The 14,303-nt window shown below is 61.9% G+C and carries 14 protein-coding genes and 1 tRNA gene; 7 read left to right on the top strand and 8 right to left on the bottom strand.

Going from position 1 to position 14,303, the window contains the following annotated elements; translation table 11 throughout:
* Positions 1–37: 37 nt before the first annotated feature.
* Positions 38–1,255 (top strand): pyridoxal-phosphate-dependent aminotransferase family protein, encoded by a 1,218-nt coding sequence (locus HPQ64_RS09570; protein ID WP_172888115.1) that lies wholly within the window; start codon positions 38–40, stop codon positions 1,253–1,255.
* Positions 1,256–1,321: 66 nt separating this feature from the next.
* Here the strand turns inward: HPQ64_RS09570 and HPQ64_RS09565 are convergent, their stop codons facing one another.
* Positions 1,322–2,080, bottom strand: a complete 759-nt coding sequence (locus tag HPQ64_RS09565; RefSeq protein WP_172888114.1) for a GntR family transcriptional regulator — start codon at positions 2,078–2,080, stop codon at positions 1,322–1,324.
* A gap of 163 nt (positions 2,081–2,243) precedes the next feature.
* Between HPQ64_RS09565 and HPQ64_RS09560 the strand changes: the two genes are divergently transcribed.
* Positions 2,244–3,023, top strand: coding sequence for a fumarylacetoacetate hydrolase family protein (locus HPQ64_RS09560; protein WP_172888113.1), 780 nt, complete (start codon positions 2,244–2,246; stop codon positions 3,021–3,023).
* Between the two features lie 16 nt (positions 3,024–3,039).
* Here the strand turns inward: HPQ64_RS09560 and HPQ64_RS09555 are convergent, their stop codons facing one another.
* The 6 genes from HPQ64_RS09555 to HPQ64_RS09535 form a co-directional block, all read right to left on the bottom strand.
* Positions 3,040–4,437: an amidase gene (locus tag HPQ64_RS09555; protein ID WP_172888112.1), complete on the bottom strand. Its 1,398-nt coding sequence runs from the start codon at positions 4,435–4,437 to the stop codon at positions 3,040–3,042.
* A 3-nt stretch (positions 4,438–4,440) separates the two neighbouring features.
* Positions 4,441–5,538 carry a TRAP transporter large permease gene (locus tag HPQ64_RS09550; protein WP_172888111.1) on the bottom strand — a complete coding sequence of 366 codons (1,098 nt, stop codon included), beginning with the start codon at positions 5,536–5,538 and terminating at the stop codon, positions 4,441–4,443.
* A 164-nt stretch (positions 5,539–5,702) separates the two neighbouring features.
* The gene (locus HPQ64_RS20215; RefSeq protein WP_210260141.1) at positions 5,703–5,939 is read right to left on the bottom strand and encodes a hypothetical protein; all 237 of its coding nucleotides are present in this window, start codon (positions 5,937–5,939) and stop codon (positions 5,703–5,705) included.
* A complete protein-coding gene (locus HPQ64_RS09545) occupies positions 5,885–6,256 on the bottom strand; it encodes a TRAP transporter small permease subunit (protein WP_210260140.1) in 372 nt (123 codons plus the stop codon). Before HPQ64_RS09545 ends, HPQ64_RS20215 begins: the two co-directional genes overlap by 55 nt.
* A gap of 77 nt (positions 6,257–6,333) precedes the next feature.
* Positions 6,334–7,371, bottom strand: a complete 1,038-nt coding sequence (locus HPQ64_RS09540) for a TRAP transporter substrate-binding protein (RefSeq protein WP_172888110.1) — start codon at positions 7,369–7,371, stop codon at positions 6,334–6,336.
* 28 nt (positions 7,372–7,399) lie between these two features.
* Complete coding sequence (locus HPQ64_RS09535) at positions 7,400–8,197, bottom strand: maleate cis-trans isomerase family protein (protein ID WP_172888109.1); 798 nt, start codon at positions 8,195–8,197, stop codon at positions 7,400–7,402.
* A 297-nt stretch (positions 8,198–8,494) separates the two neighbouring features.
* Between HPQ64_RS09535 and HPQ64_RS09530 the strand changes: the two genes are divergently transcribed.
* Positions 8,495–9,193 carry a GntR family transcriptional regulator gene (locus tag HPQ64_RS09530; protein WP_172888108.1) on the top strand — a complete coding sequence of 233 codons (699 nt, stop codon included), beginning with the start codon at positions 8,495–8,497 and terminating at the stop codon, positions 9,191–9,193.
* 158 nt (positions 9,194–9,351) lie between these two features.
* On the opposite strand, the gene HPQ64_RS09525 is transcribed toward HPQ64_RS09530, so the two are convergent.
* Positions 9,352–9,427: transfer RNA gene (locus HPQ64_RS09525), tRNA-Lys, on the bottom strand.
* A 527-nt stretch (positions 9,428–9,954) separates the two neighbouring features.
* Between HPQ64_RS09525 and HPQ64_RS09520 the strand changes: the two genes are divergently transcribed.
* The 4 genes from HPQ64_RS09520 (at position 9,955) to HPQ64_RS09505 (ending at position 14,272) form a co-directional block, all read left to right on the top strand.
* Complete coding sequence (locus tag HPQ64_RS09520; protein WP_425483816.1) at positions 9,955–11,796, top strand: acetolactate synthase 3 large subunit; 1,842 nt, start codon at positions 9,955–9,957, stop codon at positions 11,794–11,796.
* A gap of 23 nt (positions 11,797–11,819) precedes the next feature.
* A complete protein-coding gene (ilvN, locus tag HPQ64_RS09515; protein WP_172888106.1) occupies positions 11,820–12,392 on the top strand; it encodes an acetolactate synthase small subunit in 573 nt (190 codons plus the stop codon).
* Positions 12,393–12,586: 194 nt separating this feature from the next.
* On the top strand, positions 12,587–13,342 hold the full coding sequence (locus HPQ64_RS09510) for a pyridoxine 5'-phosphate synthase (RefSeq protein WP_172888105.1): 756 nt from the start codon (positions 12,587–12,589) through the stop codon (positions 13,340–13,342).
* A gap of 108 nt (positions 13,343–13,450) precedes the next feature.
* On the top strand, positions 13,451–14,272 hold the full coding sequence (locus HPQ64_RS09505; RefSeq protein WP_172888104.1) for an isocitrate lyase/PEP mutase family protein: 822 nt from the start codon (positions 13,451–13,453) through the stop codon (positions 14,270–14,272).
* Positions 14,273–14,303: the final 31 nt, after the last annotated feature.

The raw sequence follows: 14,303 nt of genomic DNA, 5'->3' as shown, positions 1-14,303 counted from the left end.
TTGATAAATTATCATTTCCCTGTAAGATGCTGACGTAATGAAACGCTTCGTGAGGATCAGGCACATGCACAAGGCCGGGCGGCATTTCCTGCAAATTCCGGGACCGACGAACGTCCCCGACGACGTTCTGCGAGCGATCGATCATCCGACGATGGATCACCGCAGTCCCGAATTCGGCGCATTGGGGCAAAAGGCCATCGCCGGAATGAAAACGGTCTTCAAGACGAAAGCCGATGTCGTCATCTATCCGGCGTCGGGCACCGGCGCTTGGGAGGCCGCCCTCGTCAACACGCTTTCGCCCGGCGAGCGCGTGCTGATGTGCGAGACGGGCCATTTCGCGTGGCTCTGGCAGCGCCTTGCCACCCGCCTCGGGCTTGAACCCGAGATCATCGAGACGGACTGGCGGACCGGTGCCGATGTCGCGGCGATAGCCGAGCGGCTGGAGCGCGACACGGATCACGAGATCCGGGCCGTCTGCGTCGTCCACAATGAAACGTCGACGGGCTGCACGTCCGAAATCGCAAAAGTCCGGCAGGCGCTGGACGCGGCGGGGCACCCCGCACTGCTGATGGTCGACGTGATTTCCTCTCTTGCCTCCATCGACTATCGCCATGACGAATGGGGCGTCGACGTCACGGTCGGCGGATCCCAGAAGGGCCTGATGCTGCCTCCCGGGCTTTCCTTCAACGCCATCAGCGCCAAGGCTCTCGAAGCGTCGAATTTCGCAAAACTGCAGCGCTCGTTCTGGGCCTGGGACGAGATGCTGAACGCCAACAAGACCGGCTTTTTTCCCTATACGCCGGCAACGAACATGCTCTACGGGCTGGTTACCGCCGTCGAAAGGCTTCACGAAGAAGGTCTGGATCAGGTGTTCGCGCGTCATCAGCGACACGCCGAAGCAACGAGAAGAGCGGTACGGGCGTGGGGTCTGGAAGTTCTTTGCCGCACGCCGGAGCATTATTCGGGCGCGCTGACCGCCGTCGTCATGCCGGACGGGCATTCGGCCGACGCATTGCGAAAGGTCGTCCACGAGCGGCTGAACATGTCGCTTGGAAACGGCCTGGGCCGCCTCGCCGACAGGGTATTCCGCATCGGCCACCTGGGCGATTTCAACGACCTCATGCTGGCAGGCACCCTGTCAGGGGTCGAGATCGGCCTCAAGCTTGCCGGGGTTCCGCATTTCGCCGGCGGCGTGCAGGCGGCGCTGGATTATCTTGGCGAGGCTGCGGGAAAGGCTGTCGCGGACGCCGCTTGAGCCGGCTTTTCTCATCAAGGCAGCGGCCGGCTATCGCTCGGCCGCATTCGCCATCCACCGACACCATCAGCCGTGAGCGGCCTCGCGCGAGACCCCTTCGCTCTCCTTTGCCGCTTCCTGCTCCCAAATCTTCAGCACGCGGCAGGTCTCCTCGCCGGAGCGGGAGAGATGGCGGCGCCAGATGTCATGCGCGGCCTTTGCGTCATGGGCGCGCAAGGCTTCCATCAGGTCTTCATGATCCTGCATCGCTTCGTCCCTGCGGGAGCCTGAACGAACCGAGATGAAACGAGCCCGCTCGGCGCGGCGCGCCAGTTGCGAGCGAACCTGGGCGAGGATCGGATTGCCGGAATAGTCCACCACCAGATCGTGAATTCGGCGATTGAGTTCAAAATACTCGTCCTTCTCGCCGTTCTCGTGATGCTTGCGCATCCGGGCGTGGGTTTCTTCCAGTTCGGCCAATTCCTCATCGTCGATCCGGGCGGCGGTCCGTTCGGCCGCGATCGCCTCGATGCCGGCGATAACCTCGAAAAGCTGGCGCGTATCTTCCACCGTCAGCGGAGCGACGCGTGCGCCCCTGTTGGGCATGAGTTCGACCAATTGCTCGCCGGCCAGAACCTTGAGCGCTTCACGAAGCGGCGTCAGGGAAACGTCGAGCTGCTCGGCCAGCTCGCCGACGCGGATCTTTTCGCCGGCGGCAAGCTCTCCGGTAACGATCATCTCGCGCAACTGGTTCACCACCTGCTCATGCAAAGAAAGGCGGGTGATGATCAGCTTTCCGCGACTATCATATTTACGCCGCGACCGCTTGTTCGGCCTTGTGTCCATATTCCGGCTTCCTCGTTTCGAGCAGAATGCCTCATTCCGGCGAAATTTGTTCGCCTGCTGCCGATTATGCCCTATAAACATAGATAAGTTTTGTTGTAATTCAATATGTTATAGTATAATTAATTATAAATGACATCACCCCTGATCCGGAGCCGAAACGTCGATGGATGATCAGACCGCGAATCACCCGTCCGATCTCGCACGCGCGTTGGCAAGCCACCTGATTGCGGCGCGCGAACGGGGCCGCCCGCTTGCCGCTTGGCGGGGCTATGAAACTCTGACCGCAGACGACGCTTATTGCGTGCAGTCCATCGTCACCGAAAGCTATGGCCCGGCAGGCGGTTTCAAGGTGGCGTGCAAGCCCGATCAACCGAATATCATGGCGCCGATCCTTACCTCGGACATTTTATTCTCGCCCGCAGTGCTGACGGCGCCCGGCGAGGAAAATATCGGCATGGAACTGGAGATCGGCTTTCGCCTTCTTGCACCGCCTCCCCCTGTAGATATTCCGGATTTTACCGACCGGCTTCGCGAGTGCGTCGAGGTCGTGCCGGTGATCGAGATCGTCCGCTCGCGCCTTTCCGGACATGAGTCCGCGCCTGCTCTGCTCAAGCTTGCCGACAATCAGATCAACGGCGGCCTTGTCGCAGGCGCACCCTTGGCCGACTGGTCGCCCGAGGATCTTTCAGCCGTCTCCGCCCGGCTTTCCCTTGGCGGTGAAACCGTGCTCGACGGCATGGCACATGTGCCGGGCGGCAATGCCTTCGCCAATCTGTGCGAGCTTGTCCGGATGATCGGCGATCACTGCGGAGGCCTGAAGCCAGGCCATATCGTGATCACCGGTTCGCTGAACGGCCTGCCCTATGTGAAGCCGGGCATGCGTATCGAGGGCAAGATACGTGGGATCGGCGACGTCTCGCTGGACCTTGAGGCAGCCCCATAACGCCGGTACTGCCGGTCTAAGTCAAAGCGAAGCTGGGCCAGCGCCAGCCATCCCCCGCCGCTTCCACTTCTGCCGCCAATGAGAGAAGCAGCCGTTCGGTCCAGAGGTCGCCGATGAACTGGACGCCGACGGGAAGGCCCGACGGGTCGGGACGCGCGGGCACGGTGATGGCAGGGTGTCCGGCGGCGTTCACCCAGCCCGTATACACCGCGTGGCCGCGCGGGCCCACTTCACGCCCGTCGATTTCGCCCGGATGGCTTTCGCCCGCGGGCCAGGGCTGGGCGGCGGCGGACGGCGTCATCACCACGTCCCACTCGCCGAACAGTGCGGAAGTCGCCGCGCGCAAGTCGCGGACCGCCTGAAGAGCCGCGAAAAGCTCCGGAGCGGGAACGGTTTTCCCTTCCGTCGCCATCGCCAGATATTTGGGCGAGGCTTTTTCGGCCATGCCTGGAACCGCGGCGACCAGATGCGCAAGACCGACCTGCGCGAAGCTGCCCCAGAACGCGTTCAGCGGTTCGAGATCAAGCGGCAGTTCGCCGGATGTCACGCTGTGGCCGAGCTCGCATAGCGTTGCCTCCATCCCGGCGAAGGAAGCAAGAATGTTCGCGTCGCACGGATTGTCGCCGAACCGTTCGACGGAAAGAATGCGCAGCTTTCGCGCCGACGTGCCGCCAAGCCGGACAGGCCTCGATACCGGATCGGAGCGATCCGGCCCCGCCAGCACATTGAAAAGAAGGGAAAGGTCGCGTACGGACCGCGCCAGCGGGCCAACCACTTCGAAATCCATGAGGATCTGCGGCAAGCCGCCCGCACGCGGAACACTGCCGATCGTCGGTTTCAGCCCGAAAAGGCCGGTGTGCCCCGCGGGCCGTCTTATCGAACCACCGCCGTCCGTGCCAACTGCCGCCTGAGCAAGACCGGAGGCGACGGCAGAGGCCGAGCCGCCGGACGAACCGCCCGGCGTGAGCTTCACGTTCCAGGGATTTCCGGTCACGCCGAAGCGCGCGTTGCCGGTATAGCCTTCGACCGCGAATTCCGGCGTATTCGTCTTGCCGACCAGGATGGCACCGGCCTTTCGCAGCCGTTCGACCGGAAGTTCATCCTTCATACGGATTTCATCCGCGAAGACGGCACTTCCCCAGGCCGCCGGCATTCCGGCAACCGAAAGGTTGTCCTTGACGGCGATGGGAATCCCTTCGAGAGGCGAACGCGGAGCGCCGCGCGCGAGACGATCACGGCTTTCCTCAGCCTGCGTATGGAGATCCGGCGCGATTGCCACATAGGCATTGATCTCGGGGTTGAGCCGGGCGATCCGCGCTTCCAGTTCGGTTACGACGGAGAGCGGATCGGTCAGGCCCTGCGCATAGGCGGCGGCAAGTTTGCCTACGCCCGATTTCCAGAATCCGGATGCCATGGCTCAGCGCCCCGACATGCTTTCGGGCAGCCAGAGAACGATCTCCGGCACCTCGATCAGCAGGATCGTGAAAAGGATCATGATCAGCGCATAGGGAATGGCGCCATAAACCACATCGCGGAACGGACCGCCGTCGCGGCGCACGCCCTGCACCACGTAGAGGTTCATGCCGACAGGCGGCGTGATCATCCCAAGCTCGCACATCAGCACGATGAAGATACCGAACCAGATCGGATCGATGCCAACAGCGGTGACGATCGGCAGCGCTACCGGGATCGTCAGCACCTGCATGGAAAGCACATCCATGAACATGCCCAGGAACAGGTAGAAGACGATGAGCGCCATCAGCAGGCCGGCGGGCGACAGCCCGAAGGAGGCGACCCATTCCGTCATCGTCTGGGCGATACCGCCCAGCGCCAGCGTGACGTTCAGCATGAAGGCGGCGGTGATGATGAGCAGGATCATGCCCGTCGTCTTCGCGGTCTGGCGGAAGCAGTGGTCAAAGAACTCGAGGCTGAGCTTGCCTTCCCGCCAGGCGAAGAGCAAGGCGGTGACGACGCCGAGGGCGGCGGATTCGGTCGGCGTCGCAATACCGAAGTAGATTGATCCCATGACCACGGCGAAGATGATCGCGGGCGGAATGAGAATTCCGAGCGTTCCCCCCGCCGCCAGAGAGCCGAGCGACTGGCGTGCGCCGTATCCGCGCGACTTCAGCGCCGGAAGCGCGACGGTGCCCACCGTCGCTGCGGTCGCGACCGAAGATCCCGAGGTCGCGGCGAAAAGCGAGCAGCAGCCGATGTTGGTGTGCAGGAGGCCACCCGGCAGCCGGCCAAGCCAGAGCGACAAGGCGCCGTACATCCGGTCGGCGATGCCGCTTCGCAGCAGCAGTTCGCCAAGCAGCACGAAAAGCGGAATGGCCGTCAGAATGTTTTCATTCTGCACGCCCCAGATCACCGGCCCCATGGAGTTGAGCAGCGGCCAGCCGTAGAGCACGACCCCTCCGACAACTCCCAGCAACACCATGATGACGGCGATGGGAAAGCTCATCAAAAGCAGGCTCATCATGCTGAAGAAGCCTACGAATACCGAACCCATGCCCATGATCGTCCTCCCGTCCGCCGGCTTGAAGCGCCGGCGTAGCGTCCCCAAAGCATGTCCCGCCGCAGCGGCTCAGGCCTTTTGGCCGGAATATGCCCGAAACATTGATTTCAGAGCGCTTTGCCCTCCGCCGGTTTCCAGCCCGGCGGCGGCGCGCCCCAGACGGCTCAGCGACGTTCCAGGTCGCTGATTTCCTCTTCGAGTTCCTCTATCGCGCCCTTTGGGTGGAACTCTTCGGCGAGTTTTTCGTAATTTCCCGCAGCGATCATCGCGGTGGCGCGAATTGCAAGGACCACCGCGCAGAGCGCGAAAAGGCATAGCGCCGCATACCAGGCAGCCTGCGGGTAGATCAGCGGCGTTGCCCAGGGGGTCGGCGCGGTGCTGCCATAGGCCAGCGTATCCACGATGACGATACGCCCGACATAGACCATGAAAAGCCCGTGCCGCCGAGCGAGAGAACCGAAAGCCAGTCCATCACCGCCTGCAGTTTCTTCGGAAAGCGCGCGTGCAGCACATCGATGCGGATATGCGCGCGGTCCAGAAGCGCGACCACGAAGGCAAGGCTCGAACCCACCGCCAGCACATAGCCGCCAAGCTCGTCAGCACCTTCGAACGAGAAGTTGAAGAGCTTTCTGGCTATCGTTTCGATGGAGACGAACACGGACAGCGCAATCAACGCGATCCCGAAAAGCCGCGATGCGAGCGATGCGAAATGCTTCATCGACACCTGCCTTCGCCCGGCGGCTTGTCCGCGGGAGGGAGGCGGAGCCAATGTGGCTCCGCCGTTTGCTTGCCGGGTCATTGTTTCATCATGGCGCCAACCGACGCCATCCAGTCCTTCGAGCAGGAGGAATTCTGCTTGTCGCAGATTTCCGCCCAGGCCGGGAACGAGATTTCCGTCACAGCATTTTCGATAATACCCCGATCCTCCTCGGTGATCGGCACCAGCTTGAGGTCATACTTCTTGACCGTCTCGCAAGGATCCTCACCGACGTTGCAGCGAACCGCATCGTCAAACAGCTCCTCGGAATACTGCCAGATTTCCTCGACCAGCTTGTCGAAGGCGGCATCCAGCTTGGCCTGGTCTTCCTCGGACAGCTTGTTGTAGGTGTCGAGGTTGATGCCGTAGCCGTTCAGCGCTAGCTGAAACGCGACCGGAAGCATATAGCCGGTCACTTCGGGCCAGCCGGCTGAATTCGCCGAACTCGGCCCCGTGATCGCGCAGTCGACGACGCCGCGGGCGAGCGACTGATGAACGTCGGCAAAACCGATCGGAACGGGCGTCCCGCCCACGGACGATACGAAGTTCGCAAGATTCTGGTCGTAAACGCGAACCTTCTTGCCCTGGAGGTCGGTCAGCTTGCCGATCTCCGGCTCGCAGAAGAGAACCTGCGGGCCGAACGGCCACACACCCAGAAGCTTCGTATTGAATTTCTTCTGAAGCTGCTCGTCGACTTTGTCCTGGAATGCCTCGACGGTCTTGCGCCCCGTGGCGTAATCGGGGTTCAGGCCCACCAGATCGAGGCCAAGGATGGTCGGCGCATCGCGCGAGACCTGCGACATGCGCAGCGAGACGATGTCGAAGAGACCGGCCTTCAGGATCCGCAGTTCCTCCGTGTCCTTGATGCCGGTAACGTCAAGGGGCTTGTAGTCCACCTTGGCGTCGATGCCCGTCTTTTCAGCGAAATTCTCGAAGAATGGCTGCTCCACGTTCTTCTGGATCAGGCCGGTCGCGACCGGCTGGCCAAGCGCCTTCAGTTCGATCGTTTGCGCCGCCGCGGATTCCGCGGAAACGGCCAAGGCTGTCGCCGTTACGAAACCGATTACCCTGTTCATCAGCTACCTCCAGGTTTGAAGCGATGTTTCATTTGCCGGACGCGGCGGAATTCGTGGCCTGCCGCGGCACGGAAGGGTCGGCGGGCGCGGTTTCGCCGGACCGTCCGATGGAAAAGAGCCTGCCCCAGCCCGCAACGCGTGCCGGATCGCATCCGGCAAGCCGCATGGCATGCCAGATCGTGCAGGAAATGCTGTCGATGACGGGAATGCCAAGTTCGGCTTCCACAAGCGGCGCGACGCGCGTTCCGTCGAAATTCGTGCAATAGACGGCGATCGCCCGGGGGGAAGCAGAGGCCACGTCGCGCATCATCCGCGCGATTGTCTCCTCATCATATTCGCTGAAGGAGAAATTCCCCTTGTCCTCGAGGTGGCGCTCCGCGACGCAAGAGTACCCTTCCGCCCTGAAGTTCTTCTGGATGGCCTCCTGCACGTCGCGCAGGTAGGGCGTCACCAGCGCATAGGTTTTCGCACCGAATGCGTCGAGAGCCGCAAGCGTCGCGATGGTCGAGGTCGTTGCGGGAACACCGGTGCGTTCCGTGATCTTTCGGCTGAGCGCCCGGTCGTTCTCGACACCGACCCATCCTCCGGAAGTGCCCGCCCAGGCGATAACATCCACCCTGGCGTCCGCAAGCAGCTCCGCCGCTTGAAGCTGGGGCTCGAACGTGAACTGGTCGAGTGCCTCTTTTTCCAGGGAAATCTCGATTACCCGGAAGCGACCGAAATGGGCCGAAACATCCTCCAGGCCGGCAAGCACCGCGGCCGCGCGGGGCTCCAGCACCGTATTCGATGAAGGCGTGAGAAGCCCGAGCCTCACTCTTCCGGCCATCCCTCGTTCCCCTGACTTTTTACGCTAGGGAAGATGATACGCCGAGATTATAGGATTTCAAATATTTTATTTTTTTTCTTTTATCTTGCTGATTTCATTCACATTATGTGTTTCGAATAGGCAATTGATGTGGATTTAGGCAGAAAAATGCCGCAAGATCGGTCACATTCAAGACACGCTGAAGGCGGCGGAACGCGACCCGTCCTGAAAGCAACGGCTCGAAAACCGGCCGCTCGCGTGTTGATCCGCCCGGGCCATTCGGCAGAATGAATTGGCGCAACTTGACGGCAAGCGAAGATGATGAACGAACAGGCACCTCGCCTTATCCGCCGCAGTTCCCTGTTTGAAGAGGCTGTCGCCGGCTTGCGCGAACTGATCCTGAGCGGCCGCCTCGCGCCGGGAGAGCGGCTGGTCGAAGCGGATCTATGCGAGGATTTCGGAATATCGCGCACACCGCTGAGACAGGCGCTGAAACTTCTGGAAACCGAAGGGCTTGTAACCCTTCATCGCAATCGCGGAGCATATGTCTCCGTCATGACCGCGCAAGAAGTGGCCGAACTCTTCGAAGTGGTGTCGGATCTCGAGCGGCTTGCCGTGCGGCTTGCGGTCGAGCGCATGAGCGATGCCGACCTTGAGAGGCTTGAAAAGCGGCATGACCGCATGATGCGCCACTACCGGGCGGGCAAGCGCCGCCCCTGCTTCGACGCCGACTATGCGATCCACAATTACATCGTCGAAAAGTCGGGCAATTCGCTTCTCGTCTCCACGCACGCGGCCTTGATGGCACGCGCGAGACGGGGGCGATACCGGGCTCTGTTCTCCCGGGAACGCTGGGATGAGGCGATGTCGGAGCATGAAGCCTTCATGGCCGCGATCCTCGCGCGCGATGGCGAGGAAGCCGGCCGCCTCATGTACGAGCATGTCATGCGGACCGGTCGCGTGTTGCAACGCGAGCTCGAAGCGGGAAATTCCGGCGAGTTGGTTTCCCGGAAATAGCCGCCGCGCTGCTTTCGATGGGCGGTGTCGAATGGACGCGGAACATATGCGACCGTACGGCGAAAATACGACGTCCTACGCTTCGCACGTCGGACGAATGTTCACGCCTCGCACTATTCGCCAGAGGCGTTATCTATCTGATATTATTTATGAAAATTTGGTGGGTGTACAAGGACTCGAACCTTGGACCCGCTGATTAAGAGTCAGCTGCTCTACCAACTGAGCTATACACCCGTTCGCCGTATCGGCTTGCATCGCATTTTCGGCCATTTTGGTCGTGGCCGCAACGCCTCGGCTTGCGCCCGGCGCCCGCGATGTGGGGCGTATATATCGGGCCTTTTGTGCTCTTGCAAGGCCAAAGCCGCGCTTTTTTGGGCTGGGGATAAAGCCGCTGCGATCGGCCGCGGACAAGCGCGCATGAACCTTGCGTCATTGACCCTGATCGATCGAACCGGGCTTGCCCCCGCGCCACGCTCCCGTTCACCTTCGGCGCAACATTCGCCAAATCAGAAAGGCTCACGCGAAATTTCATGACATTATCGCTTGACCCCCCATCGGGGCGAGGATAGTTTGCGCCGCATCTCAAACAGATGTCGGGTTATCGATCGTGATTACCCGACGCAAGCGGAGCAAGGTGAGCCGTGGCGAAAACGTCCGCCCAGCTTATTCTCGTAGTAGGAAGGCGCGCTGCCTGGGCGATGTAACCGTCGTCCGGAAGGGCTAGCGCGCGATCAGGCCTCCTCGGGGGCCTTTTTTATTGTCTGAAGCAGACCGATCATGAAAAGTCCCGCAACCATGGAACGGCCAGGCGGGACAGGCCAGGGAAAGAAAAGATGAGACGGGAAATGACAGGCGCCGAGATGGTGCTGCAAGCCTTGAGGGACCAAGGGGTCAAACACGTTTTCGGATATCCCGGCGGCGCCGTACTTCCCATCTACGACGAGATCATCCAGCAGGAGGATATCGAGCATATTCTCGTGCGCCACGAGCAGGGCGCGGGCCATGCGGCGGAAGGTTACGCGCGTTCCACCGGCAAGCCGGGCGTCGTCCTCGTCACCTCCGGTCCGGGTGCCACTAACATGGTCACGGCACTGACCGACGCCATGCTGGATTCCATCCCGCTTGTCTGCATAACGGGCCAGGTTCCGACCCATCTGATCGGCAACGACGCCTTTCAGGAGTGCGACACCGTCGGCATCACCCGCCCCTGCACCAAGCACAACTGGCTGGTCAAGCGGATCGAGGATCTGCCGCGCATCATGCATGAGGCCTTCTATGTCGCGACCAGCGGGCGCCCGGGCCCCGTTGTCGTCGATATTCCGAAGGACATCCAGTTCGCGACCGGCGACTATGAAGGCCCGAGCAATATGATCGCGCACAAGTCCTATCGCCCGCAAATCAAGGGCGATATCGAGGCGATCCGCCACGCGGTCGCGATGATCGCCGCCGCAAAGCGCCCCGTTCTTTATACCGGCGGCGGCGTCATCAACTCCGGCCCACAGGCCTGCGCGCTCCTGCGCGAGCTTGTCGAGATCACCGGCATTCCGATCACTTCCACCCTGATGGGGCTCGGCGCCTATCCGGCCTCCGGCGAAAGGTGGCTCGGCATGCTCGGCATGCACGGCACCTACGAGGCCAACATGGCCATGCACGAGTGCGATCTGATGATCAACGTCGGCGCACGCTTCGACGACCGCATCACCGGGCGGCTCGACGCTTTCTCGCCGGGCTCACGCAAGATCCACATCGACATCGACCCCTCCTCGATCAACAAGACGGTTTCCGTCGACCTGCCGATCATCGGCGATGTCGGCCATGTGCTTGAGGATATGGTCCGCATCTTCCGTGCTTCCGGCAAGAAGCTCGACCAAGCGGCGATGAAGGCGTGGAACGGGAAAATCGATACATGGCGGGCGCGCAATTCGCTCGCCTACCGCCCGTCGGACGATTTCATCATGCCGCAATATGCGATCCAGCGGCTTTACGAGCATACGAAGGACCGCAAGACGTTCGTCTCCACCGAAGTCGGCCAGCATCAGATGTGGGCGGCGCAGTTCTACGGTTTCGAGGCGCCGAACCGGTGGCTGACGTCGGGCGGCCTCGGCACCATGGGCTACGGCATGCCGGCGGCGATCGGCGCGCAGGTCGCCAACCCCGATGCGCTGGTGATCGACATCGCGGGCGATGCGTCGATCATGATGAACATCCAGGAGATGTCGACGGCGACGCAATACAATCTGCCGGTCAAGATCTTCGTGCTCAACAACCAGTACATGGGCATGGTGCGCCAGTGGCAGCAGCTTTTGCACGGAAACCGCCTGTCGCATTCCTATACCGACAGCCTGCCGGACTTTGTGAAGCTTGCCGAGGCCTTCGGCTGGCACGGCATCTGCGTCGACAAGCCGGCCGCTCTCGACGATGCGATCATGGAGATGCTGGAAACGCCGAAGCCCGTCATCTTCGATTGTCGCGTCGCCAATCTCGCCAACTGCTTCCCGATGATCCCGTCCGGCAAGGCGCATAACGAAATGCTTCTGCCCGACGAGGCGAACGACGAGGCGGTGGCCACCGCCATCAGCAAGGAAGGCAAGGCGCTCGTCTGAGCGGCGTTTGAAGGAACAGGGAAATGAACGCACAAAACGTCAATGCGCCTTCCGCCTATTTCATGGCAGAGGTGAGCGAGAAGCAGGAAACGCACACGCTTTCCGTTCTGGTGGACAACGAACCGGGCGTGCTTGCCCGCGTGATCGGGCTGTTCTCGGGCCGCGGTTACAACATCGACAGCCTGACGGTGTCGGAAACCGAGCATGAAAAGCACCTGTCGCGGATCACCATCGTCACCACCGGCACGCCGCAGGTAATCGAGCAGATCCGCCATCAGCTTGAGCGCCTGGTGCCCGTCCACCGCGTCACGGACCTGACGGTGGAAGCCCACGCGCAAAACCAGGACAAGCCGCTCGAGCGTGAGCTTGCGCTCGTCAAGGTCGCCGGCCTCGGCGAAAAGCGGCTTGAGGCGCTGAGGCTTGCCGATGCCTTCCGGGCCACCGTCATCGACGCGACGACGGAACATTTCGTCTTCGAGATCACGGGCCGCACCAACAAGGTGGAGCAGTTCATCTCCATCATGGGCCCGCTCGGGCTGATCGAGGTATCGCGCACGGGCGTCGCCGCCCTCCAGCGCGGGGCAAAGGCGCTCTGACACCGGGCTTCGCAAGTTGCGAGTGGACAGGCTCTAATAGTCTGGCACCATTAAATAAACGCGGGGCGGCACTGTTCGCCCCGTTTTCTCTTTTGCTAACGTGCCATGCTAGAGCGTTTTCCACGAAAGCGGGATCGCTTTCGTGATCAGAATTCGCTCCAGGCCCTAGTCAACCTGCCAGCGTGAGACAAAAGATGAGCGATCAAAGCCGCCTGTCCGTCAACGTCAACGCCGTCGCCATGCTGCGCAACCGGCGCGACCTGCCGTGGCCGAGCGTGGTGGACATGTCGCGCATCGCGCTTCAGGCGGGCGCCAAGGGCATCACCATTCATCCGCGCCCGGACGAGCGTCATATCCGCAAGACCGACGTCGCGGATCTCACCGCCCTCATCAATGACGAGTTCCCGGACAAGGAGCTTTGCCTGGAAGGCTATCCGAGCCCGGATTTCCTCGACCTTGTCGAAAAGCACCGTCCGCACCAGGTGCTTTACGTGCCGGACGATCCCGCCCAGCTCACGTCGGACCATGGCTGGAACCTTGCCCGCGACAGCCAGATTATCTCCGCCGTCACCCGCCAGACGAAACAGTGGAACGTGCGCGTTTCGCTCTTCGTCAATGCCGACCCGGAAGCGCCGGAGCTTGCCGCGCAGTTGGGCGCGGAGCGGATCGAGATCTACACCGGCCCTTACGGCGCGTGTTACGACGACGAGAAGGCGGCGGAACGTGAGCGCGCCAGGGTCGTCGCCACGGGAAAGGCCGCGCATAAGGCGGGCCTCGGCGTCAACGCCGGGCATGACCTCACGCTTCTCAACCTGCCGCCGCTCGTCGCCGAAATGCCCTTCCTGCGCGAGGTTTCCATCGGCCACGGCTTCACGGCGGATGCGCTCATTTACGGCTTCGCCGAGACGGTGCGGCTCTACCGCGTGGCACTGGGGGAATTGCCTGCTTGATCCCGTTCAGGTGCACAACTCACCCAATATTGTTCGCTATTTGTTCTTGATTGAGCGAAGTTCCCCGCGCTACCGTCCTGTCGGACAACCCCGGCGGAGGAGCGGATAATGGACAAGCAGCCCAGCGCATTTCGGAAGCTGCATGAGGGCCCGGGAGCCTTTATCTTCCCGAACCCGTGGGATGTCGGCACCGCGCGCATTCTGGCGGCCATTGGTTTCGAGGCGCTTGCGACAACGAGTGCGGGCATGGCCTTTTCGCTTGGGCTTGCGGAAGGTGCGGTGAGCCGGGAAGCAACTCTCGCCCATTGCCGGCGGATCGTGTCAGCAACACCCCTTCCCGTTTCGGCGGACCTTGAAAAGGGCTTCGGCGACAGCCCGGAAAGTGCGGCGGAGACGGTCCGCGCCGCCGCCGATATCGGTCTTGCGGGCTGCTCGCTTGAGGATCACACGGGAGACCGGAACGACGCGATCTATGATTTCGGCCTCGCGGTCGAGCGAATTCAGGCCGCTTGCGAGGCCGCGCGTACCCTGCCCCATGATTTTATCCTCACCGCGCGCTGCGAAAATTTCCTCTGGGACCGGCCGGATCTCGACGACACGATCAAGCGCCTTCAGGCTTTCGAGGCTGCGGGCGCGGATGTGCTTTACGCCCCCGGCCTGCATGATCTCGCCACGATAAGAACCGTATGCGAAGCGGTCTCCAAACCCGTCAACGTGGTGATGGGCATGCCGGGCGCGACCTTCACCGCGCAGGATCTCGCGCAAGCCGGCGTCAAGCGGATCAGCGTCGGCTCGGCGCTGGCCCGTCTTGCCTTCGGCGCCTTCGTGCAGGCCGCCCGCGAGATGCGTCGCGATGGCACTTTCACGTTCTCGCAGCAGGCGATGGGCTTTGCCGAACTGGAGGGCTTCTTCACCGGCGGCGGCGAATAAGGGCCAGGTCTCACAAAGTCGCGTTATTTGC

It is taken from the genome of Hongsoonwoonella zoysiae, assembly GCF_013266695.1.
GTDB classification, from domain to species: domain Bacteria; phylum Pseudomonadota; class Alphaproteobacteria; order Rhizobiales; family Stappiaceae; genus Hongsoonwoonella; species Hongsoonwoonella zoysiae.
This window is presented reverse-complemented; position numbering and strand designations above follow the sequence as displayed.